Consider the following 23,361-nt stretch of genomic DNA (forward strand, 5'->3'; position numbering starts at 1 on the left):
CCTGACGAAAGTCAGGATCCAGGGTAACCGTCGGTGCGCTTCGTGGCTCTGGATCCTGACTTTCGTCAGGATGACGGCGGGCGGGGCGTCAGTCTCGCGTGACGACCAGACCGTCCGGCCCGACCGCGACCGACAACCCTACATAATTGACCACCGTCGGATGCGGCGTCGCGACACCATGCGAGTGCGTGGCCGTAATGACGAGAACATCCGCCCCCGCCGCTTCACCCGCCGCGATCCCTGCGGCCGCATCCTCGAACACGAGGCAATCGCCCGCCGCAACGCCGAGCTGTTCGGCCGCGACGAGGAAGCAGTCCGGTGCGGGTTTGCCGTTGGGGATGTCGTCGGCTGCGATCATGGTGGCAGGCATCGGCAGGCCGGCAGCCTTCAACCGGACTTCGGCCAACGCCCGCGGTGCCGAGGTGACGATCGTCCAGCGCTCGGGCGGCAGGCTGGCCAGGAACGCAGCAGCCCCGGCGATCGGCTCGATATCGTCGACATCCTCCATCTCGGCGGCAGTGATCGCGGCGGCTTCGGCGACCGGGTCGACGCCGGGGAGTTTCAGGCGGCGAACGGTCTCAACCGATTGCACGCCGTGGATCGTCGGCACGAACGTCGCGGCGTCGAGGCCGTGGGCGATCGCCCATTTGGTCCAGGTGCGCTCGGCGGACGCGATCGAGGTGAGGATCGTGCCGTCCATGTCGAACAGGAAGGCGGCGTAGGTGCGAGTGGGGAGGGTCATGCGGGTGCTCGTGGGGGAGGTTGGCGGGTTGGGCAAGGCGGTTTGGTTCGGCTCTCTGCACCACCCGGCGAAGGCACCAACTTGGCAAAGGCACAACCCCGGCGAAGGCCGGGGCCCAATTGGCATGTCCGAGGTAACGGCGCGCCGCCCTTAATCAGAACCGTCCCCTAATTGGACCCCGGCCTTCGCCGGGGTGGTGGCAGTTCTGATGGCGGCAGCAGCCTCAATTGACTGCACAAAGAAAAGGCCGCCCCGGTTTCCCGAAGCGGCCTGTATTCTCACACCAAGCCGAAGCTTAGATGTCGTCGCCGAGTGCGCCCTTGACGCTGCCCTTGACGTTCTGCGCAGTGCCCTTGGCCTGCTGCGCTTCGCCTTCGGCTACCAGCTTCTCGTTGTCGGTCGCCTTGCCGACGGCTTCCTTGACGTTACCTGCAACCTTGTTGCCTGCTGCTGCGACCTTGTCGGTGAACTCGCCCATCAGAGCCTCCACTTGCTTTTGCGGACCCGCCAACCGGGCCGCTTGAACTTGCTAAGGTATAACGGCCGTCTTTACCGTGGGTTCCGTGACGTTTGCGTCATGACCCGGTTTGCGATCGGGCGGGTCAGATCAGCCCCGCCAGCGGACTCGACGGATCGGCATAGCGACGCTGCCCCATGCGCCCGGCGCGATAGGCGAGCCGCCCCGATTCGACCGCGGCCTTCATCGCCGCCGCCATCATCAGCGGGTCCTTCGCCTCGGCGATCGCGGTATTCATCAGCACGCCGTCGCAGCCAAGCTCCATTGCCACCGCGGCATCGGACGCGGTGCCGACGCCGGCGTCGACCAGCACGGGCACCCCCGCCCCCTCGACGATCAGCCGGATCGTCACACGGTTCTGGATACCGAGCCCCGAACCGATCGGCGCACCCAGCGGCATGATCGCGACCGCGCCGGCGTTCTCCAGCCGCTTGGTGGCGATCGGATCGTCGACGCAATAGACCATCGGCTTGAAGCCCTCGTTGGCGAGGATTTCGGTCGCGCGCAGCGTCTCCACCATGTCGGGATACAGCGTCTTCGCCTCGCCGAGCACTTCGAGCTTCACCAGTTCCCAGCCGCCCGCCTCGCGCGCCAGCCGCAGCGTGCGAATCGCCGATTCGGCATCGAAGCAGCCGGCGGTGTTGGGAAGGTAGGTGATCTTCTTGGGGTCGATGAAGTCGGTCAGCATCGGCGCGTTGCGGTCCGACACATTGACGCGGCGGACGGCGACCGTGACGATCTCCGCGCCCGACGCCTCGACCGCGGCGGCGTTCTGCGCGAAGTCCTTGTACTTGCCGGTGCCGACGATCAGCCGCGACTTGAACGTCTTGCCGGCGACGGTCCAGCTGTCTTCATGGTCGCCACCGCCCACGAAATGCACGATCTCAAGGTCGTCGCCGTCCTCGACCATCACGTCCGCCAAGGTCGAGCGCGGCACGACCTCCATGTTGCGCTCGACTGCGATCTTCTCGGGTACGAGCCCGAGTTCGGTCGCGAGTCCTGCAAGGCTCAGGCCAGCAGAAACGCGCTTGTGTTCGCCGTTCACGGTAATGGAGACGGTGCCGTCTGAGTGGGGCATGCAAAACTTTCCGTTCGTTTCGAGCGAAGTCGAGAAACCACCCGTCCGCTGCCGGTCTCATGTCTCGACTTCGCTCGACACGAACGGGTAAGGGTGGGACGACGCATATAGGGGGTCGTTTGCCGGCCCCGCAACCAGGAGCTGCCCTTGCCAGATACCGTCACTGCGACAGTGTTCGTCCTGAACGGCCCCAACCTCAACCTGCTGGGAACGCGCGAGCCGGAAATCTATGGCGACGAGACGCTCGACGATATCGCCGGGATGCTGGAAGACCGCGCCCGCGAGCTCGACCTGGAGATCGACATGCGCCAGTCGAATCACGAGGGCCACCTCGTCGACTGGATCCAGGAAGCGCAGGCGCGCGGTGCGAAGGCGGTGATCCTCAACGCCGGCGCGTTCACGCATACCTCGGTCGCGGTGCACGACGCGATCAAGGGCGTGAAGACGCCGGTGATCGAAGTGCATCTTTCCAATCCCCACACCCGTGAATCGTTCAGGCATGTGAGCCTGGTCGGGCAAGCGGCGAAGGGCACGATCGCGGGTTTCGGCGCGCTTTCGTATCTGCTCGCGCTTGAAGCCGTCGCACGGTTCTGACAGGAGGCCCCGCCATGAACGATACACCAGAAACCACCCCCTTTAGCAGCACAGGCGCAATGCAGGTCGACGTGACCCTGGTGCGCCAGCTCGCCGAACTGCTCGACACCACGCAGCTGACCGAGATCGAGGTCGAGGACGGCTCGCGCCGGATTCGCGTCGCGCGCAAAGCCGCACAGGCGGCACCGGTCGCGCATTACGCGCCGCCCGCCCCGGCCCCTGTCTCGGCACCGCTGTCGATCCCGCAGGCCGAGGTCGGCGCGTCCGCTCCGGCGATCAGCGCGAGCGCAGTGAAGTCGCCGATGGTGGGCACCGTCTATCTCGCCGCCAACCCCGAGGCGAAGCCGTTCTCGACCGTCGGCCAGAAGGTCAATGCGGGCGACACGCTGCTGATCATCGAGGCGATGAAGGTCATGAACACGATCGTCGCGCCTTCGGCCGGCACCGTGACCGCGATCCTGGTCGAGAACGGCCAGCCGGTCGAGTTCGACCAGCCCCTCGTCGTGGTCGAATAATGCCGCAAATCAAGAAGCTGCTCATTGCGAATCGCGGCGAGATCGCGCTGCGGATCCATCGTGCCTGCCACGAGATGGGTATCAAGACGGTCGCGGTGCACTCGACCGCCGACGCCGACGCGATGCACGTCCGGCTGGCGGACGAGGCGATCTGCATCGGACCGCCGTCCGCGACCGACAGCTATCTGAACATCCCGAACATCATCTCGGCGGCCGAAATCTCGGGCGCCGACGCGATCCATCCGGGCTACGGCTTCCTCAGCGAGAACGCGCAGTTCGCCGAGATCGTCGAGCTCCACAACATCCTGTTCGTCGGCCCCAAGCCCGAGCACATCCGGACGATGGGCGACAAGGTCCAGGCCAAGCGCACCGCGGGCGCACTCGGGCTGCCGCTCGTCCCCGGTTCGGACGGCGCGATCAGCGACATCGCCGAGGCCAAGGCGATCGCCGAGTCGATTGGCTATCCGGTGATCATCAAGGCGGCATCGGGCGGCGGTGGTCGCGGGATGAAGGTCGTCAACGATGCCGACGATCTCGAAACGCAGATGCAGCAGGCCGGCAGCGAGGCGAAGGCCGCGTTCGGCGACGCCACCGTTTACATGGAAAAATACCTCGGCAATCCGCGGCATATCGAATTCCAGATCTTCGGCGACGGCAACGGCAACGCGATTCACCTGGGCGAGCGCGACTGCTCGTTGCAGCGCCGCCACCAGAAGGTGCTGGAGGAAGCGCCCTCGCCGATCATCACCGCCGAAGAGCGCGAGCGGATGGGCGGGATCGTCGCCAAGGCGATGGCCGACATGGGCTATCGCGGCGCGGGGACGATCGAGTTCCTGTGGGAAGCGGGCGAATTCTACTTCATCGAGATGAACACCCGGCTCCAGGTCGAGCATCCGGTGACCGAGATGATCACCGGGCTGGACCTCGTGCGCGAGCAGATCCGGGTGGCCGAGGGTCATCCGTTGACGCTCCGTCAGGAAGACGTCCAGTTCCGCGGTCACGCGATCGAATGCCGCATCAACGCCGAGGACCCGCGCACGTTCGCGCCATCGCCGGGGCTGGTGAAGGTGTATCACGCGCCGGGCGGGATGCACGTCCGCGTCGATAGCGGGCTGTATGCCGGCTATCGCGTGCCGCCTTACTACGACTCGATGATCGCCAAGCTGATCGTTTACGGGACGACTCGGCAGGGTGCGCTGCGGCGACTGCGGCGTGCGCTCGAGGAGATGGTGATCGAGGGGGTGACGACGACGATCCCGCTGCACCGTGCGCTGCTCGACGATCCCGAGTTCCAGGAAGGCGCGTACACGATCAAGTGGCTGGAAGAGTGGCTCGCCAAGCAGGGGGCTTAACGGCCGCCCCACCCCCACCCGTCATCCCAGCAAAAGCTGGGATCTCCCGCTTGGTTTGCGGTGCGACCCGAACGGGGAGATCCCAGCTTTCGCTGGGATGACGGAGGTAGAGCGGGATGACGGGGTGCCAGATGATAACGGAGCATTCGTGAAGGCGACGATCTACCACAACCCGCGTTGCTCGAAGTCCCGCGAGGCGCTCGCGCTGCTGCAAGAGGTCGGTGCTGACGTCACGATCGTCGAATACCTCAAGAACCCACCCTCTCGCGCGGAACTCGTCCGTCTCTACGACCGCGCCGGCATGACGCCGCGCCAGGGGCTCCGCATGGCCGAGGACGGCGCCAAGGCAGTCAAGCATGGCGACGCCGAGGCGATCCTCGACGCGATGATGATCGATCCGCTGCTGATCGAACGCCCGCTGGTCGAGACCGACAAGGGCGTCCGGCTCGGCCGCCCTATCGCGCGGCTGCACGAGATCCTGTGATCGGCTCCCCTGCCCTTGGATTGCGCACGCACCGCCCAGGTGCCGCAATTTTGGGCAGTGAAATCAACGATATTCCGCGGTTGCCCAAGGGCGCTGCGGCTGGCACGCTTGGTGCAAGGCGCCCTTCAGGGCGTAAACTGGACCCGCAAGGGCGTACAGCTCACCCGAAAGGGCGAGGGTTTCAACAGTCGGGGGCGTACCTGTGAAAAAGATCGAAGCCATCATCAAGCCGTTCAAGCTGGATGAGGTGAAGGAAGCGCTGCACGAGATCGGCGTGAGCGGCATCACCGTGACCGAGGCCAAGGGCTTCGGCCGGCAGAAGGGCCACACCGAGCTGTACCGCGGCGCGGAATATGTCGTCGACTTCCTGCCGAAGGTGAAGCTCGAGGTCGTCGTCGAGGACGGGCTCGCGCAACGCGTCGTCGAGGCGATCGCCGCGGCCGCGCAGACCGGCCGGATCGGCGACGGCAAGATCTTCGTCATCCCGGTCGAGAGCGCGCTCCGCATCCGCACCGGCGAGCGCGACGACGACGCAATCTAGTTTTCTTTCACACATACGGCGTTGACGGCTGGTGACGACATCGTCATTTGACGCAGCGCAACATTGTGTGGAAATCTTAATCCATACCGCAATTAGATTCCCCGCATGAGGCGGCGGATATCTCAAAACGAAGGGCAAGCATCATGGCGAATTCGGCCTCCGACGTTCTCAATATGATCAAGGACCAGGAGATCGAGTGGGTCGATCTGCGGTTCACCGATCCCAAGGGCAAGTGGCAGCATCTGACGATGGTGGCGAGCCTGATCGGCGAAGACGAGCTGACCGACGGCCTGATGTTCGACGGCTCGTCGATCGAGGGCTGGAAGGCGATCAACGAGAGCGACATGACGCTCAAGCCGGATCTCGATGCGGTCTATGTCGATCCGTTCTCGGCGACGCCGATGATGATCCTGATCTGCGACATCAGCGATCCGTCGACCGGCGAGCTGTACGCGCGCGATCCGCGCTCGACCGCCAAGCGTGCCGAGGCGTATCTGCTGACCACCGGCGTCGGCGACACCGTGTATGTCGGCCCCGAAGCCGAATTCTTCATGTTCGACGACGTCCGCTTCGAGAACAGCTATTCGACGAGCTACTACAAGATCGACGACATCGAGTTGCCGGGCAATTCGGGGCGCGAATATGAAGGCGGCAACCTCGGCCACCGTCCGCGCGCCAAGGGCGGCTATTTCCCGGTCGCACCGGTCGATTCGGCCGTCGACATCCGCGGCGAGATGGTCTCGACGATGATCGAGATGGGCCTGCCCTGCGACAAGCATCACCACGAGGTTGCGGCCGCACAGCATGAGCTGGGCCTGACCTTCGGCACGCTGACGCAGACCGCAGATCGCATGCAGATCTACAAGTATGTCGTCCACCAGGTCGCGCATGCGTACGGCAAGACGGCGACGTTCATGCCGAAGCCGATCAAGGAGGACAACGGTTCGGGGATGCACACGCATTTCTCGATCTGGGAAGGCAAGACCCCGCTGTTCGCCGGCAACGGCTATGCGGGCCTGAGCGACATGTGCCTGTATTTCATCGGCGGCATCATCAAGCACGCCAAGGCGGTCAACGCGTTCACCAACCCGTCGACCAATAGCTACAAGCGCCTCGTCCCCGGCTACGAAGCACCGGTGCTGCTCGCCTACTCGGCGCGCAACCGCTCGGCATCGTGCCGCATTCCGTACGGCACCGGCCCCAAGGCGAAGCGCGTCGAAGTGCGTTTCCCGGACGCGCTGGCCAACCCGTATCTCGCTTATGCGGCGCTGATGATGGCCGGCATGGACGGCATCCTCAACAAGATCCATCCGGGCGAAGCGATGGACAAGAACCTGTACGACCTGCCGCCGGCAGAGCTCGCGCAGGTCCCGACCGTCGCGGGTTCGCTCCGCGAGGCGCTCGAATGCCTGCTCGCGGATCACGACTTCCTGCTGAAGGGCGACGTGTTCTCGAAGGATCAGATCGAGAGCTATGTCGAGATCAAGTACGCCGAGGTCGCCCGCTGGGAGATGACGCCGAGCCCGGTCGAGTATGATATGTATTACAGCGGATAAGGCGCGACTACGCTCGCGCCGATCCGCGCAGCGGATATCCGCTGTCGGCCGGCGTCGCGAAGCGCAACGACCGACGGCGTGGCTTCGCCACGTCGCTAAATAGAGAAAGGGCGCCCGGAGCAATCCAGGCGCCCTTTTTCATATCGCGCCCGCCAATCCTATCCTGTAATCTTCTTTACACAACGACATTGCGCGTCCGCCGCCAGTGACATCCACACCTCATCCCCAACCGCATTCCCAACAAAAACCCTGTCAACAACCCTACACGACGATCAACGCAGCAGCGAGGATCGCCCGTGACCTACCAGACGCACATCGCCCGGATCACCAACCTCATCGCCGACCAGAACGGCACCTGGGACGCGATATCACCCGAATCGGTCGCACGGATGCGGCTCCAGAACCGCTTCGCCACCGGGCTCGACATCGCCCGCTACACCGCCGCGATCATGCGCAAGGACATGGCCGCCTATGACGCCGACCCCGCCAGCTACACGCAGTCGCTAGGCTGCTGGCACGGGTTCATCGCGCAACAGAAGATGATCAGCATCAAGAAGCATTTTGGCACGACCGACCGCCGGTATCTCTACCTTTCGGGCTGGATGGTCGCGGCGATGCGCAGCGAGTTCGGCCCCCTGCCCGACCAGTCGATGCACGAAAAGACCAGCGTCCCCGCGCTGATCGAGGAACTCTACACCTTCCTCCGCCAGGCCGACGCGCGCGAACTCGGCATGATGTTCCGCGAAGTCGACGCGGCCCGCGCTGCCGGCAACGCGATCGAGGAACAGCGCCTGCTCAACGCGATCGAGAACCACCAGACGCATGTCGTGCCGATCATCGCCGACATCGACGCAGGTTTCGGCAATGCGGAAGCGACGTACCTGCTCGCGCGGAAAATGATCGAGGCGGGCGCCTGCGCGCTTCAGATCGAGAACCAGGTCAGCGACGAGAAGCAGTGCGGCCACCAGGACGGCAAGGTCACCGTGCCGCACGAGGACTTCTTGGCGAAGGTTCGCGCCTGCCGCTACGCGTTCCTCGAACTCGGCGTCGAGGACGGCATCATCGTCACCCGCACCGACTCGCTCGGTGCGGGCCTCACCAAGCAGATCGCGGTCAGCAAGGAGGCGGGCGACCTCGGCGACCAGTATAACTCCTACCTCGACTGCGAGGAGATCGACCCGGCGACCGCGCAGAACGGCGACGTCATCCTCAACCGCGACGGCAAGCTGCTCCGCCCGAAACGCCTGCCCTCCAACCTGTTCCAGTTCCGCGCCGGCACCGGCGAGGATCGCTGCGTCATGGATTGCATCGCGTCGCTACAAAACGGCGCCGACCTGCTCTGGATCGAAACGGAGAAGCCGCACATCGAGCAGATCGCCAGCATGGTCGACCGCATCCGCGAAGTCGTGCCGAACGCGAAGCTCGTCTACAACAACTCGCCGAGCTTCAACTGGACGTTGAACTTCCGCCAGCAGGTGTTCGACGCCTGGACCGAAGAGGGCAAGGATGTCTCCGCCTACGACCGCGCGCGCCTAATGAGTGTCGACTATGACGGCACCGCGCTCGGCGACGAAGCCGACGAACGCATCCGTACCTTCCAGGCGGATTCGGCCAAGCGCGCGGGCATTTTCCACCACCTCATCACGCTGCCGACCTACCACACCGCGGCACTCTCGACCGACAATCTCGCCAAGGAGTATTTCGGCGACGCCGGGATGCTCGGCTATGTGAAGGGCGTCCAGCGCAAGGAGATCCGCGAGGGGATCGCCTGCGTGAAGCACCAGAACATGTCCGGCTCCGACCTCGGCGACGACCACAAGGAGTATTTCGCGGGCGAGGCGGCGTTGAAGGCCGGCGGCGCGCACAACACGATGAACCAGTTCGCCGCCTGATCTGGACGCCGGAGCGCAGGCTCCGGCGTCGACTCCGGACGGAGTGAGCCCCGTTCAACGGCGCATACTGATCGAAGATAAGTGACAGCGGTTCATCCCTACATGAAATAATTGTCATTTTCGGGTTTACGCCGCCCCGCCCCCACCGCTAGGGGACGCCCTTCCAAAGGGTGGCAAGGTGATGATGCGGAAGGCTATTTTTCTTTCCGTGGGCGCGTGCCTGCCATTGTTGGCAGCGTGCAACCGACACCAGTCGACGCTCGCGCCGTTCGGCGAGGAAGCGGACAAGGTCCTCTCGATCACCATCGTTCTGGTCATCGGCGCGATCATCCTCGCGGGTGGGCTCGCGTTGCTGATGCGTCACGCGATGCGCGCACCCGAGGGGCGGCTGACGCACAAGGGCGGGATGAAGCTGGTGCTGTGGCTCGGGGGCATAGGGCCTTCGATCCTGCTACTGGGCCTGCTGCTCTACGCCCTCCCCGCGATGCGCCCACGTGAAGTTGCGAACAACGATCTGCGGATCGGCGTCGAGGGCGAGCAATTCTGGTGGCGCGTCCGCTATGCGCCGCCCGGCGGATCGGTAGTCGAGGCCGCGAACGAACTGCGCCTGCCCGTCGGACGCACCGTCGAACTGTCGCTCCGTAGCCCCGACGTCATCCACAGCTTCTGGGTGCCCGGCCTCGCTGGTAAGATGGACATGATCCCCGGCCGCACCAACCGCCTCGTCGTCCGCGCGACCAAGGCGGGTACGTACCGCGGCGTCTGCGCGGAGTTCTGCGGGCTCGGCCACGCGCTGATGGCGTTCGACGTGATCGCGATGGAGCCGGCCGCGTTCGAACGCTGGCTCGCTGAGCAGGCCAGGCCCGCCACCGTCACCGCATCGCCCGGCGCGCGCCTGTTCGCAAGCTACGGCTGTAGCGGGTGCCACAGCGTCCGCGGCGTCGGCCCGGTCGCGAAGATCGGCCCCGACCTGACGCACTTCGGGTCGCGCCCGACGCTCGCCGCGGGGGTGCTGCCGATGACGCACGCCAACATCGCCGGCTTCGTGCGCGATCCGGGCAAGACCAAGCCCGGCGTGCGGATGCCCGCCTTCCCGCAGATGTCGGCCGCCGAAGCCGACCAGATCGCCAGCTACCTTCAGGGGCTCAAATGACCGCCGAGAGCACCCCCTATGTCGCGCCCGACCAGAACGATCCCGCGGTCCGCAAAGGTCAGGAGGATCGCCTTCGCGAGGTATGGAAGCCGCCATCGGGCTGGTTCTTCCGCTGGACCGACGTCAACAACAACCGGATCGGTGTCTGGTACACGCTGACCGCGTTCGGCTTCATGCTGTTCGCGGGCGTGCTGGCGCTGATCATGCGCACGCAGCTGGCGGTGCCGAACAATGACCTGGTGACGGCGAACACGTTCAATCAGCTGTTCACGCTGCATGGCTCGATGATGATGTTCCTGTTCGCGGTGCCGATGTTCGAGGCGGTGTCGATCATCCTGTTGCCGCAGCTGCTCGGCGCACGCGACCTGCCGTTTCCGCGGCTGTCGTCGTTCGGATACTGGAGCTTCCTGATTGGCGGCGTGTTCGTGTCGGGCTCGATCTTCTTCGACGCGGCGCCCGATGGCGGCTGGTTCATGTATCCGCCGCTGACGACGCGGACCGACCTGAGCGGGCTCGGCGCGGACATCTGGATGCTGGGGCTGAGCTTCATCGAGGTGTCGTCGGTCGCCGCCGCGGTCGAGCTGATCGTCGGCGTCCTGAAATGCCGCCCGCCCGGCATGCGCCTCAACCTGATGCCGCTCTACGCCTGGTACATCCTGGTCGTCGCGGTGATGATCCTGTTCGCGTTCCCGCCGCTGATCGCCGGCGACGTGCTGTTCGAGATGGAGCGGCTGCTCAACTGGCCGTTCTTCAACGCGGAGAAGGGTGGCGATCCGCTGTTGTGGCAGCACCTTTTTTGGATCTTCGGACATCCGGAAGTTTACATCGTCTTCCTCCCCTCGATCGCGCTGTTCGCGATGCTGATCCCGACCTTCGCGCAACGCCATCTGCTCGGCTATCCGTGGATCGTGCTGGCCGCGGTCGGGACGGCGTTCCTGAGCTTCGGGCTGTGGGTACACCACATGTTCACGACCGGCCTGCCGAAGATCAGCCTCGCGTTCTTCGCGGCCGCGTCGGAAGCGGTGGCGATCCCGACCGGCGTGCAGATCTTCGTGTTCATCGCGACGCTTTGGGCGGGCAACGTCAAGAAATCGACGCCGTTGCTGTACGCGAGCGGAAGCCTCGCCGTGTTCGTGATCGGCGGGCTGACCGGCGTGATGGTCGCGGTCGCCCCGTTCGACTGGCAGGCGCACGACACGTATTTCATCGTCGCGCATCTCCATTACGTGCTGATCGGCGGCACGCTGCTGCCGCTGTTCGCCGGGCTCTATTATTACTGGCCGCTGATCACCGGCAAGAAGCTCAGCGACAGGCTCGGGCGGATCGCGTTCTGGATCATGTTCGTGGGCATGAACCTGACGTTTTTCCCAATGCATCTGTCGGGCCTGCTCGGCATGCCGCGGCGCGTGTTCACCTATCCCGAGGAGCTAGGGATTGGCGGGCTGAACCTTGCCTCGACGATCGGGTCGTACATGTTCGCGCTCGGCGTGGTGATCGTCTGCATCGACCTCGCACTGTCGCCGCGCCGTCCGAAGGCGCCGCGCAATCCCTGGAACGCCGGCACGCTGGAGTGGCTTGCGCATCCGGACGACGAGGACTGGGGTATCCGCTCGGTGCCGCTGATCGAGAGCCGCTATCCGATCTGGGACCAGAAGAACTTCGTCCAGAAGGTCGACGAGGGCCGGTTCTTCCTGCCCGATGCGGAGGAGATGCGGCGCGAGTCGATCGTCACCTCGGCGCTCGACGCGCGCCCGGTGCAGGTGATCCGGCTGGGTACGCCGAGCGTAAAGCCGATGATGACCGCGGTCGCGCTCGCGGGCGTGTTCATCCTGACGACCTACCATCTCTATATCTGGTCGGCGGTCAGCGGCGTCGCGACGCTTGCGTGCGTGCTGTGGTGGCTATGGACCGGCACCGCGGAGATCCCTGAAAAGCCGACCAAGCATATCGGCCACGGCATCGAGGTGCCGCTCTACACGTCGGGGCCATCGGCACCGGGCTGGTGGGCGATGTTCATCACGATGATGGCGGACGCGACGGCGTTCTCGGGGCTTGTGTTCGGCTATTTCTTCTTCTGGACGATCCACAACGATTTTCCGCCGAGCGGGGTCGGGCTGAACGGGCCGGGCGTGTTCTGGCCGATGGTCGCGTTGGCGCTGACGCTCGCCGGCTGGGCCGCCACCGTCGGCGCGCGCGAAGTGCATCGCCGCGGCAAGGTCGGTGCGGGTCGCGCGCTGCTCGTCGTCGGCATCGTCGCGACGCTGGCGAGCCTGTTCGCCGGGCTCGCCGGGCCGTGGTATTCGGGGCTCGACCCCGAACTCCATGTCTATCCCGCGATCGTCTGGACGCTGGCGATCTGGACCGCGGTGCATGCCGCGATCGGGGTCATCATGCAGGGCTATACGTTGGCGCGCAGCCTCGCGGGGAAGATGACGCCGGTCTATGACGCGGATCTGCGTAACATCACCGTGTACCACCATTTCCTCGCTCTGACGGGCATCGTGACGTTCTGCACGATCGGCCTGTTCCCGGGGGTCGCATGACGAAGCCCGACTCCGACCGCCAGCTCGAGTCCAACCGCAAGCATTGGGCGCGTGACCTCAAGGTCACGCTGTGGACGTTGATCATCCCGCCGACGATCTGGGCGGTGCATTTCCTGTTCTGCTATCTGTGGGTCGCGGTGACGTGCGCGAAATCGTCGGCGCCAGGGACGGCGTTGAATGGCTTCCCGCTGGCGACGCTGATCGCGACGATCGCGGCACTGCTCGGCATCGTCGCAGCGGGCTATATCGCGCGGGTCCAGTCGGAGACACCTGGTGATCCGCCCCCCCACGAACAGGGCACGGCGATCGACCGCCTCCGCTTCCTGGCGCTGTCGACGCGGTTGCTGGCGGGGCTGAGCTTCGTTGCGGTGATCTTCACGGCGCTCCCGGTCATCATCTTCGGCGATTGCCGATGAGACGCGCGAGCCTCGCGCTGGGCGTCGTGCTCGTCCCGCTCGGCTGGGCGTTTGCGGCCGCACCGCTCGGGATGGTCGGCCACATGGCGGGTCACATGATAGCGGTCGCCGTCGCCGCGCCGTTCCTCGCATACGGTATTGCAGGCAGCCGCTTCGATCCCGCCGAGCGTTGGCCCGTGGTCGTGACCCCACTCGCGATGTCGCTCGTCGAACTCGTCGTCGTATGGCTCTGGCACCTTCCCGCGCTGAGGCTCCGCGTCGACATGCAGCCCCTCGCGCTGCTCATCGAACAAGCGAGCTTCCTCATCGCCGGCGTCCTTCTCTGGAGCGCAGTCCTCGGGACCCGCATTGGCGGCGCCACCGACCGCCGCGCGTCGGGTGTTGCCGCATTACTGCTGACGTCGATGCACATGACCTTGCTCGGCGCATTGATCGGTCTCGCCCCACGCCCCCTCTACGCGATGATGACCATGCACCCGGCAACCCACGGCCTCGACGTACTCGAAGACCAGCAACTCGGCGGCGTCGTCATGCTGATGGTCGGCGCGGCGAGTTATTTCATCGGCGGGCTCGCGATGCTCGGCGGACTGTTGAAGACACGGAGCGCGACCGCATGACGATCCGGATCACCTGGGCGCGCGCTGCCGCGACCATCGTTGGGCTCGCGCTGGCGGGGCTGTTGTTCGCCTGGTCGGGGGTGTTCAACATCGCCGCCTCGTCGGGCCATTGGAAGATCACCGACTGGTTCCTCCACTGGACGATGCGCAACTCGGTTCGCACCTACGCCGCGGTCACCGCCCCCGACGATCCCAAGGCGAACGAGGGGCTCGTCAGCGCCGCCGGCCTGTTCAACGCAAGCTGCGCCTCGTGCCACGGCGCCCCCGGCGTCCGCCCGCTCCCGGTGATGCAGGCCGCGACGCCCCCTGCCCCAGACCTGTCGATCAACGCGCGCGAGTGGACCGACAAGCAGATCTTCTGGATCCTCAAGCACGGCGTCAAATACACCGGCATGCCCGGCTGGGCCGCGAAGGACCGCGACGACGAAGTCCGCCGCATGGTCGCGTTCGTCCGCCTGCTCCCCGAAATGACGCCCGCGACCTATCGCTCGCTGACCGAAGTGTCTGGCGTTGCAGATGCGAAGATCGCGACCTGCGCCGGCTGCCACGGCGCGGACGGGCGAGGTCGCAACCAGCCCGACATGCCCGTACTCGGCGGCCAGAGTTCGGCGTATCTCCGTGCAGCACTGGAGGCCTATGCGACCGGTAAGCGCCAAAGCGCGGTCATGGCGAACGCCGCCGCGACGCTGACGCCCGCCGAGATGACGCGATTGGCGGATCACTTCGCAGCGATGAAGGGTATCGGCAGCGTCACGCCGTCGGGCTCGACCGAGGCCGCGAAAATCAACCGCGAAGGCCTGCCGAAGGTCCAGCTCCCCGCCTGTGCGAGCTGCCACGCCCCCGGCAAGCCCTACCCCGTCCTCGCCGGCCAGCGTGCCAGCTACATCGCGCAACGCCTCCGTAACTGGCGCGGCGACGAGACGGTGGTCGACGCGCGGAAGTCGCAATCGACGATGCCGGTCATCGCCCGCCGCATCCCGGAGGACATGATCGACCCGCTCGCCCACTATCTCGCAGGCCGCTGATCGCTCAGCCTTTTGCGGGAAGCATCTCGATCGACACGGAACGCGCGCCGAGCAGATCGGCGAGCGCTTCGCCGGATGCGAGCGCGGTGTCGCCCCACCAGTCGCGGGCGTCGATCCGGTCGAGATAGCGCTCGGCACAGCGTAGCGGGATCACACAACGAATAACTGCGTCCGCACCGATCCGACGAAACGCAATGGCCCGGTCGGCACGGATACCGCTTAACGCGATGGGCTCGTAACTTCCCTCAGAGAACAATCTCGGATGCGTCCGTCGCAGCCCGAGAAGCTGCCGGATCAGCGCCATCTTTGCTGGCGTTTCACCGTCCAGCGATGCCTGAAGCTGCGCGTAATCTACCGAGCGGCGGTTGTCGGGATCGACCAGGCTCAGGTCGGCGATCTCCGTGCCCTGATACAGATCGGGGACGCCGGGAACGGTGTAGCGCAGCGCGACCTGCGCAAGGCCGTTCGCCGCCGCCGCGGGCGCGATCCGCGCGACAAACGCGGCCATGTCGTCGAGGAAAGCCTGCGACCGCTCGGGATCGAGCAGCGCGCGTGCCAGCCCGTGACAGCGGCCCCCGTAAGCCTCGTCCGGCGCCTCCCAGGACGAGCGCAGCTTGGCCTCGCGCAACGCCTTTTCCTGCCACGCAACGATCCGCACGGCAAAGTCCGACAATCCTTCTGTATCCGATGCAGTCAGGCGCTCGGGCCAAGCGCCAAACAGCGTCTGGAGCAGCATATACGCGTCGGCGGGATCGACCCCGTCGGCAAACGGCGCGGCGAGTTCGCGCCATCGTTCCACGTGCGCTGGCCAAAGATCGGGCAGTTCGCTCAACACCGCGAGCCGTGCGCGGACGTCTTCGCCGCGCTTGTGGTCATGCGTGGCGGTCGCAAGCATCGCCGCCGGCCAATCGCGGGCGCGCTCGACCATGGCCGCGTGGAACTCGTCGATATCAAGCGACATGCGAGCGGCGTCGAACCCGACGTCGTTGCGCGAGAGCAGGCGGCCGTAGCGATAGAAGGCGGTGTCCTCGACCGCCTTGGCCGCGATCGGCGCGGAGAGTTGCTGGAATTTCCGCACCGCCTCGGCGGCGAGCTTGTCATCCCCAGGTCCCTCGCCTGCCAGCCATGCGAGGATCCGCTCGACCACTGCGTCCTCGCCCGGCGGCACGAACTGCGCGACGCGCTGGCGGACCGTATCGCGGATCGCAGCATCCGCTGCCGGGGCGGCAGCGCCCGTCCCATAGGTCCGATAGACGGGAAAGACCCACAGCAGGCGCTCGATCGCGCGGTCGAGCATACCGAGTGTCAGTCCGTCGCAGTCAGCCGTGGACCGGGCGAGCGCGACAAATGCGTCGACGCAGCGGCGGCGCTGGCCATCGAACTGCCACGCTAGCAACTCCTGCCGCGCGCGCAGTTCCTCGGGCGCGAAGTCAGCGGACCGACCGCTGATGTCCGCCCAGAGTTCTGCGAGCGGTTCGGCACCGGCGGGCGCGTGGAGCAAGGCCGTGACCTGCTCCATAAAATCGTAGCCGCTTGTGCCATCGACGCCCCAGTCGGTCGCGAGCGGTTCGCCGTCGGCAAGAATCTTCTCAATGACGATGTAGGCGGGGCCGGGTGGCACATCGGCAGGACGCTCGATCGCATCGAACCTCGCACGGAGCTGACGGCAATAGCCCGCGGGGTCGGTCAGCCCGTCGACGTGATCGACGCGGACGCCGTCGATCAGGCCCTCGGCGTACAGGCGGAAATACAGTGCGTGCGTCGCCTCGAACACGATGGGGTCTTCGGCGCGGAGGCCGGCGAGGTCGTTGATCGTGAAGAACCGTCGCCAGTTGAGTTCGTCATTCGCGACGCGCCAGGAGGCGAGACGGTAATGCTGGCGATCGACCAGCGCAGCGATATCGTCGGTCGCTGCGGTGGGCTGATCTTCGTCGCGGATCGGCAGGCGGTGTTCGCCGTACGCTTCGAGGACATAGCGGCCGTCGACCTGCTCGACCTTGAGCGCGCCGCTGGCCAGCGTTTCGGCGAGCGGATCGCCGAGGATCGGGAGCACGAGCTTCTCACGCCAGTCGATGTCGAAGTAGCGGGCGAATTCGCTGGTTTCACCGTGTGCTAGAACATCATTCCACCACGCATTCTCACCACCGGCAACGCCCATGTGGTTGGGCACGATGTCGATAGTGACGCCCATACCGCGCGACCGGAGCGCTGTGACAAGGCGGCGAAAGGCCTCTTCGCCGCCGAGTTCGGGATTGATCCGGGTCGGATCGACGACGTCATAGCCATGCGTCGAACCACTGCGGGCGGTAGTGACTGGCGAGGCGTAGAGGTGGCTGATCCCGAGCGCGTCGAGATACGGCACCAGCGCTTCCGCGTCGGCGAAGGTGAAGTCCTTGTGGAACTGGAAGCGATAGGTTGCGCGGGGGGTCATGATGGTCTCGCGGCGTTGAGCGTGGCGATGCGGGTGGCGACGTCGGGACGTTGCAGGAGCGTCTCGGTCGTGTCGGGCATGCGACGGCGCCAATTGGGATGTTCGTCGATCGTGCCGGGGAGGTTCGGTTGCTCGATCAGCCCAGCGAGGTCCTCGATGGGGATGATCGCGAGTGCGCAAGGCGTGCTGGCGACATGCGAGATAGCGGCGTCGACCACCGCCGCGGTATGTTCAAGCGCGGGTTGATCGATGCCCGTGTCGAACGCGGACCAGAGCGCGGTCCGATCCTCGGCGCGGGCTCCCCGGTCTGCTTCTTCGTCGACCGCGTCGGATTTGCGACCGAGGTCCCACGTCCAGTCGATGTCGCGCCCGCTCCACCAGCCTGCGATCGTCGCCAGATCGTGCGTGCCGGTCATCGCCACCGCCTCGGGAGACCATTTCGCCGGGGGCACGAAGCCGTCCGCATCGCGCTCGAACCAGAGCACGCGCATCCCGAGCATCGCGCGCGCGTCCATCGCCTCGCGGAAGCCGTCGGGAACAGTGCCGAGGTCTTCGCCGATAACGATCGCTTTCGCCCGCTGCGATTCCATGGCGATGATCCGCATCATGTCACCGAACGGCATGTCCAGATACGCGCCCTCTGCGGCTGAGGCGCCTTCGGGGACGATCCAGAGGCGGCGAAGGCCGAACGCGTGGTCAATCCGAATGCCGCCGGCGTGTGTGAGCGCTGAGCGGATCGTAGCAATGAACGGGGCAAAGGCGGTATCCCGCAGCGCTTGCGGATCGAACCCGGTGATGCCCCAGCTTTGCCCATCCGGCCCGAGCGGATCGGGCGGTGCGCCGATCGACAGGCCGGTCAGCAGGTCGCCGCGGCGACTCCAGCCATGACTGCCGCCCGGGTCCATGCCCACGGCAAGATCCGCGATGAGCCCGACCGCCATGCCGGCGTCCTTGGCGGCCGTATGCGCGGCGTCGAGGTCGCGCCGCGCTAGCCATTGGAGGAAAATGTAGAACGTGACATCGTCCGCATGCTCCGCGACGAAGCGGCGGACCGTTGGGCTGGCGGGATCGCGATACTCGGCGGGCCACTGCTGCCATCCGCGTGCTTCCGTGGTTGCGAAGAAATGCGCGTGGAGGGCGTCGAACTCGCCATGGCGTTCAAGGTCGTCGCCACCTTGTCGCCTGAATACCGTTAAGGCTTCTTCAATCGGTGGAAGCACTTGGTCGAAGCTCTTGCGTAGTCGCGCGAGCTTTTCGGGGATCGCGGCGTGCCAGTCGATCAGTTCGGGGCAGTCGCGGCTGTCGAACTTTGCACCAAATGCCGCCGGGTCGCCGTAGAGCCCGTTGAGGAACTGCCGGCTTGAGGGTGCGTAAGGGCTGTATCGGCTGGCGTCGGCGGGGAACAACGCGTGCGTCGGACTGATCGCGAGGGCATCGCCGCCGCGCTGGCCAAAGGCTCGGGCGGCGTCTGCGAGCGAAACGAAGTCACCGAACGCCTTCGGCGCATCGGTGCGCAGGCTCGGGATCTGGACGGCGGGCGCCCAGAGTTTGCGGCCCGGTAGCGCATCGGCGATCGTGTAGCAGCGGCGCGGCGCGACGAGAATGTCGATGACTTCGCCATTGATTTCAAGCTTGTGGTAGCCGCACCTCCCTATCGGACTTAAGGTGCTGTCATCAACCGTGACGGAGCGCGTCGTACCGTCTTCGAACGTAAGTTCGGCTTTGCCTGATACCTTCGATGCCAGCCGGATCGGGGCTCCCACATCGACGGACAGGAAACGGACACCCTGCGCGTCTCGCACGTCGATCGCGGCGAGGCTGGCGGCGATCTGCGTTTTGCTCGCGGAAGGGTGGCCGAGACGATCCAGGATCGCCTGTAACGCGCCGTCGGCGACGGTCTGGCGACGACCCGCTGCGTCCTGCCATTCGGGTTGCATGCCGGCCGCGACAGCGAGTGCTCGGAGGCTGCTCATCGATCCAGCCATACTGCCACGCTGGCCCCCTCCCCCGGTTCATTATCGGCGAAGATCGGCGAAGCCTCGATCGCTGGAAAATCAACGACATCGTCGCCGAGGTTGAGCGCAATTGTCAGGATTGCGCTGTCACCCATTTGCCAGCGCGCAACGACCGCCCCCTCGCCGATCACCTCGGCACCGATCGTGGTCGTGTTACGCAGGCGGGGGATGATCTGCTCGTGTCGGATCTTAAGCAGGGTTCGGTACAGGTCCTGCCACTCGGCCGCATCGGCGCCGGGCCGTGCTCGCGATTGAAGGAAGGTTTCGTGCGCGTTGGGGTCGGGGATTGCCTTGCGCGCTTCGGGATCGGCGAATGCGGCGAACTTGGCGAATTCCTTGCGGCGTCCTTCGCGGACCGCGTCGGCGAGGTCGTCGTGGAAGTCGGTGAAGAACAGGAACGGGCTTTCGCTGCCATGCTCGTCGCCCATGAACAGCAGCGGGATCTGCGGGCCGAGCAGGAGCAACGCGGTGGCGGCGCGGAGCTTCCGGCGGTCGGCAAGCAGCGTCAGGCGCTCGCCCATCGCGCGATTGCCGATCTGGTCGTGGTTTTGCAGGAACGCGACGAACGCGGTCGGCGACAGGTGTGCGCTGGGCTTGCCGCGCGGCTTGCCATCGTGGTTGGGGGAACCCTCCCCCTGGTAGATGAAGCCTTCGCCGAGGCAGCGCGCGAGGCGCTCGGCGGGGCGGTCGGCGAAGTCGGCGTAGTAGGCGCTCGTCTCGCCAGTGAGCAGGACGTGGAGCACGTTGTGGAAATCATCATTCCACTGCGCATCGAATGCCGCGGCGTGGAGGCGCTCGGCATCGTTTCCCTCGTTTTCGAGGACGAGGTGGACGTGGCGACCTTTTGTCTTCTCGCGCAGTTCGGCGGCCATCGCGTCGAGGAAGTCGTCATTCTCGATCGCGTGGACCGCGTCGAAACGGAGGCCGTCGAACTTGTACTCGTTAAGCCACATCAGCGCGTTGTCGACGAAATAGCGGTGGACCGGCGCTTGGTCGACCGCGACTGCGCCGCCCCAGGGGGTGTCGACCTCCGCGTGGAAGAAGCCCTTCGCATAGGCGCTAAGGTAGTTTCCAACGGGGCCGAAGTGATTGTAAACCACGTCGAGGAACACAGCCAAGCCGAGTTCGTGGGCGCGATCGACCAGCGCTTTCAGCTCGTCGGGCGTTCCGTAGCTTTCGGCGGGGGCGTAGGGCAGCACGCCGTCATAGCCCCAGTTGCGGGTGCCGCCGAACGCGTTGACGGGCATGAGTTCGATCGCGGTTATGCCGAGCGCGGCGATTGCCGAGAGGTGGTCCGCTACGCCTGCGAAACCGCCGAGCGCGCCGACATGGACTTCCTGAATGACCATCTCTTCCCACAATCGGCCGTGCCAGTCTGGGGTCCGCCAGTCATAGGCCTGGTCGACGACCACGCTCCAACCATGAACGCCGCCGTCCTGTGCACGCGAAGCCGGGTCCGGAACAGTCAGATCGTCCGCAAGTCGGAACCGGTACCGTGCGCCCGCACCGACCGGGGCCTTAGCACTAAACCAGCCCTCCCCCTCGCTGCTCATGGACACAGCGTCGCCATCGGCAATCTCCAGCGTCACCCTATCGCGATCGGGAGCCCAGAGGCGGAAGGTCGTCCCGTCTTCGGCGAGCGTCGGTCCCCAGGCCATCATGCTGCTGCGATCGTCCAGGTCAGCAACGCCGCACCCTGTGGGGGGAGCTCATAGCTGTCCTTGATCGGCGTCGCCGGCTGGTCGGGCCTGCTGCTGTCGATCAGCACCGTGCGCTCGACGTCGGCCGGGGGCGGCATGTGGAAGGTCAGCGGGCCTTCCGAGGCGTTCAGGAACAGCGAGATCACCTGCACCTCGCCCGAGTCCCGCTCGCACGCGCGGCGCATCACCAGCGCGCGGCCGTTGGTGTTCTCCCAATCCTCGGACGTGAGTTGCAGGCCGCGCTCGTCCCACCATTCGATGTCCTTGAGGCCTTCCGCGGGCGTATCTTCACCGTAAAGGAAATTGCCTGCCCGCAGCATCGGATAGTCGCGGCGCAGCGCAATCAGCCGCGCGGTGAAGTCGATCAGCGCATTGCCCTCGGGGGACTTGGCCTTGTCCCAATCGAGCCAACTGATTTCGTTGTCCTGGCAATACGCGTTGTTGTTGCCGTTCTGCGTGCGGCCGAACTCGTCACCCGCGACCAGCATCGGCGTGCCGAGCGACGAAAACAGTGTGGTCAGCATTGAGCGCATCACGCGCGACCGGGTCTCCAGGATCGCGGGGTCGTCCGTCGGTCCCTCCACGCCCCAGTTGCGGGAGCAGTTGTTTGAATGGCCGTCGTTGTTGTCTTCACCGTTCGCTTCGTTGTGGCGCTCCTCGTAGGCGACGGTGTCGGCGAGCGTGTAGCCGTCATGCGCGCCGAGCAGGTTGACGCTGGCCCACGGACGACGTGCGCGGCGGTCGAACAGATCGGCCGAACCGGTCAGGCGTGCGGCGAGATCAGCGCGCTGTGCGTGATCGCCACGCCAGAATTTGCGCACGGTGTCGCGGTATTTGTCGTTCCACTCGGCAAAACCGGGGGGGAAGTTGCCGAGCTGGTAGCCTCCGGGGCCGATGTCCCACGGCTCGGTGATCAGCTTCAACCGGCCGAGCACGGGATCCTGGCGGAGCACGTCGAAGAAACCAGCGCCGGGATCGAAGCCGGTGTCCGTCCGGCCGAGCGTCAGCCCGAGATCGAAGCGGAAGCCGTCGATGCCGAAGCTGGTCGCCCAGTAGCGCAGCGAATCCGCTACCATCTGGATGACTCGCACCTTGGTGAGGTTCAGCGTGTTGCCGGTGCCGGTGTCGTTGATCGAATAGCGGGGGTCGTCCTTCACGAGGCGGTAGTAGCTGGCGTTGTCCAGACCGCGCCAGGAGAGCGTCGGGCCCTGTTCCGAGCCTTCGCACGTGTGGTTGTAGACGACGTCGAGGATCACCTCGATCCCGGCCGCATGCAGCCGGCGGATCGAACGGCGGAGTTCGTCGTGGCTGTCGGTGGCGAAGAACGAGCGCTCGGGCGTGAAGAAATTGAGGGTGTTGTAGCCCCAGTAATTGCGCAGGCCCTTTTCCTGGAGGAAGCGGTCCTGGATATAGGTGTGGATCGGCAGCAGCTCGATCGCGGTGACGCCGAGGCGCTTGAGGTGATCGATGACCTTCGGATTGCCGAGTGCCGCGAAGGTGCCGCGTTCGGAGGGCTGGACCTCCTCGAACAGCTTGGTCAGGCCCTTCGTGTGAGCCTCGTAGATCACCGTCTCGGACCAGGGCGTGTTCGGCCGCACGTCGCGCGACCAGTCGAAATGGCTGTCGGTCACGACGCCCTTGGGCATCGTCAGTGCGCTGTCGCGCTTGTCGAAGCTCAGGTCCGCGCGCGGCGACTTGACCTGGTATCCGTACATCGCGTCGGTCCAGCGGAGTTCGCCGATCATCTGCTTGGCGTAGGGGTCGAGCAGCAGCTTGTTGGGGTTGAAGCGGTGGCCTTCCTCGGGGGCATAGCTGCCATGCGCGCGGTAGCCGTAGACGAGGCCGGGCTGCGCGTCGGGGAGGTAGCCGTGCCAGACTTCGTCCGTCCATTCGGGGAGCGCATAACGCTTCAGCTCGCGGCGACCGGTCTCGTCATAGACACAGAGTTCGATCTTCTCGGCATTGGCGGAATAGACCGCGAAATTAACGCCGAGACCGTCGAAGGTCGCACCGAGCGGATAGGCCGAGCCGGCGTCGAGCGTGTCGGGCAGTAGATGCAACGTGAAGACCCCCATCTGTCGTCGCTGCCGCGGCTTTATCGCGGTGCAGCATTCCTTGGCGTGAAACCCGCCCGCCGGTTCCTATGTTCCGCATCGAGCAGCGAGTTTTCGCCGTACTCCTCTACGTATC

At 65.5% G+C, this 23,361-nt stretch carries 19 protein-coding genes; 12 read left to right on the top strand and 7 right to left on the bottom strand.

Features of this window, described 5'->3' with window-relative positions:
• Nucleotides 1-88: 88 nt before the first annotated feature.
• From C8J40_RS06765 to thiS, 3 genes are all read right to left on the bottom strand, one after another.
• On the bottom strand, nucleotides 89-742 hold the full coding sequence (locus C8J40_RS06765; RefSeq protein WP_132896358.1) for an HAD-IA family hydrolase: 654 nt from the start codon (nucleotides 740-742) through the stop codon (nucleotides 89-91).
• Nucleotides 743-1,037: 295 nt separating this feature from the next.
• Nucleotides 1,038-1,220, bottom strand: a complete 183-nt coding sequence (locus C8J40_RS06770) for a CsbD family protein (protein WP_056050734.1) — start codon at nucleotides 1,218-1,220, stop codon at nucleotides 1,038-1,040.
• Between the two features lie 124 nt (nucleotides 1,221-1,344).
• Complete coding sequence (gene thiS / locus C8J40_RS06775; RefSeq protein WP_132896359.1) at nucleotides 1,345-2,337, bottom strand: sulfur carrier protein ThiS; 993 nt, start codon at nucleotides 2,335-2,337, stop codon at nucleotides 1,345-1,347.
• A gap of 141 nt (nucleotides 2,338-2,478) precedes the next feature.
• Here thiS and aroQ point away from each other — a divergent pair, with 141 nt between their 5' ends.
• The 12 genes from aroQ (at nucleotide 2,479) to C8J40_RS06835 (ending at nucleotide 15,025) form a co-directional block, all read left to right on the top strand.
• On the top strand, nucleotides 2,479-2,931 hold the full coding sequence (gene aroQ / locus C8J40_RS06780) for a type II 3-dehydroquinate dehydratase (RefSeq protein WP_207893365.1): 453 nt from the start codon (nucleotides 2,479-2,481) through the stop codon (nucleotides 2,929-2,931).
• 14 nt (nucleotides 2,932-2,945) lie between these two features.
• A complete protein-coding gene (accB, locus tag C8J40_RS06785) occupies nucleotides 2,946-3,446 on the top strand; it encodes an acetyl-CoA carboxylase biotin carboxyl carrier protein (RefSeq protein ID WP_132896361.1) in 501 nt (166 codons plus the stop codon).
• A complete protein-coding gene (accC, locus tag C8J40_RS06790; protein ID WP_132896362.1) occupies nucleotides 3,446-4,798 on the top strand; it encodes an acetyl-CoA carboxylase biotin carboxylase subunit in 1,353 nt (450 codons plus the stop codon). The genes accB and accC overlap by 1 nt, the downstream gene beginning before the upstream one ends.
• Before the next feature lie 148 nt (nucleotides 4,799-4,946).
• The gene (locus C8J40_RS06795) at nucleotides 4,947-5,282 is read left to right on the top strand and encodes an arsenate reductase family protein (RefSeq protein ID WP_132896629.1); all 336 of its coding nucleotides are present in this window, start codon (nucleotides 4,947-4,949) and stop codon (nucleotides 5,280-5,282) included.
• Between the two features lie 202 nt (nucleotides 5,283-5,484).
• Nucleotides 5,485-5,823, top strand: coding sequence for a P-II family nitrogen regulator (locus C8J40_RS06800; protein WP_055875939.1), 339 nt, complete (start codon nucleotides 5,485-5,487; stop codon nucleotides 5,821-5,823).
• A gap of 143 nt (nucleotides 5,824-5,966) precedes the next feature.
• Nucleotides 5,967-7,379 (top strand): type I glutamate--ammonia ligase, encoded by a 1,413-nt coding sequence (gene glnA / locus C8J40_RS06805; protein ID WP_056062965.1) that lies wholly within the window; start codon nucleotides 5,967-5,969, stop codon nucleotides 7,377-7,379.
• Nucleotides 7,380-7,675: 296 nt separating this feature from the next.
• Nucleotides 7,676-9,271 carry an isocitrate lyase gene (locus C8J40_RS06810; RefSeq protein ID WP_132896363.1) on the top strand — a complete coding sequence of 532 codons (1,596 nt, stop codon included), beginning with the start codon at nucleotides 7,676-7,678 and terminating at the stop codon, nucleotides 9,269-9,271.
• Between the two features lie 184 nt (nucleotides 9,272-9,455).
• A complete protein-coding gene (locus tag C8J40_RS06815; RefSeq protein WP_132896630.1) occupies nucleotides 9,456-10,424 on the top strand; it encodes a cytochrome c oxidase subunit II in 969 nt (322 codons plus the stop codon).
• A complete protein-coding gene (gene ctaD, locus C8J40_RS06820; RefSeq protein WP_132896364.1) occupies nucleotides 10,421-12,967 on the top strand; it encodes a cytochrome c oxidase subunit I in 2,547 nt (848 codons plus the stop codon). Before C8J40_RS06815 ends, ctaD begins: the two co-directional genes overlap by 4 nt.
• Nucleotides 12,964-13,383, top strand: coding sequence for a hypothetical protein (locus tag C8J40_RS06825; protein ID WP_132896365.1), 420 nt, complete (start codon nucleotides 12,964-12,966; stop codon nucleotides 13,381-13,383). Before ctaD ends, C8J40_RS06825 begins: the two co-directional genes overlap by 4 nt.
• Nucleotides 13,380-14,000, top strand: coding sequence for a cytochrome c oxidase assembly protein (locus C8J40_RS06830; RefSeq protein WP_132896366.1), 621 nt, complete (start codon nucleotides 13,380-13,382; stop codon nucleotides 13,998-14,000). Before C8J40_RS06825 ends, C8J40_RS06830 begins: the two co-directional genes overlap by 4 nt.
• Nucleotides 13,997-15,025, top strand: coding sequence for a c-type cytochrome (locus tag C8J40_RS06835; RefSeq protein WP_132896367.1), 1,029 nt, complete (start codon nucleotides 13,997-13,999; stop codon nucleotides 15,023-15,025). Before C8J40_RS06830 ends, C8J40_RS06835 begins: the two co-directional genes overlap by 4 nt.
• Nucleotides 15,026-15,029: 4 nt before the next feature.
• Here C8J40_RS06835 and treY read toward each other — a convergent pair whose 3' ends face one another.
• Genes treY through glgX form a run of 4 tightly spaced genes read right to left on the bottom strand, consistent with a single transcriptional unit; the run spans nucleotide 15,030 to nucleotide 23,246 of the window.
• Nucleotides 15,030-17,456, bottom strand: coding sequence for a malto-oligosyltrehalose synthase (gene treY / locus C8J40_RS06840; RefSeq protein WP_132896368.1), 2,427 nt, complete (start codon nucleotides 17,454-17,456; stop codon nucleotides 15,030-15,032).
• Entirely contained in the window at nucleotides 17,453-19,429 is a 1,977-nt protein-coding gene (gene malQ / locus C8J40_RS06845; RefSeq protein WP_132896369.1) for a 4-alpha-glucanotransferase, read from the bottom strand. The genes treY and malQ overlap by 4 nt, the downstream gene beginning before the upstream one ends.
• The gene (gene treZ / locus C8J40_RS06850) at nucleotides 19,426-21,132 is read right to left on the bottom strand and encodes a malto-oligosyltrehalose trehalohydrolase (protein ID WP_132896370.1); all 1,707 of its coding nucleotides are present in this window, start codon (nucleotides 21,130-21,132) and stop codon (nucleotides 19,426-19,428) included. The genes malQ and treZ overlap by 4 nt, the downstream gene beginning before the upstream one ends.
• Nucleotides 21,129-23,246, bottom strand: a complete 2,118-nt coding sequence (gene glgX, locus C8J40_RS06855; protein WP_132896371.1) for a glycogen debranching protein GlgX — start codon at nucleotides 23,244-23,246, stop codon at nucleotides 21,129-21,131. Before glgX ends, treZ begins: the two co-directional genes overlap by 4 nt.
• Nucleotides 23,247-23,361 lie beyond the last annotated feature (115 nt).

The sequence above is a fragment of the Sphingomonas sp. PP-CC-3A-396 genome (genome assembly GCF_004343105.1).
Classification (GTDB): Bacteria; Pseudomonadota; Alphaproteobacteria; order Sphingomonadales; family Sphingomonadaceae; genus Sphingomonas.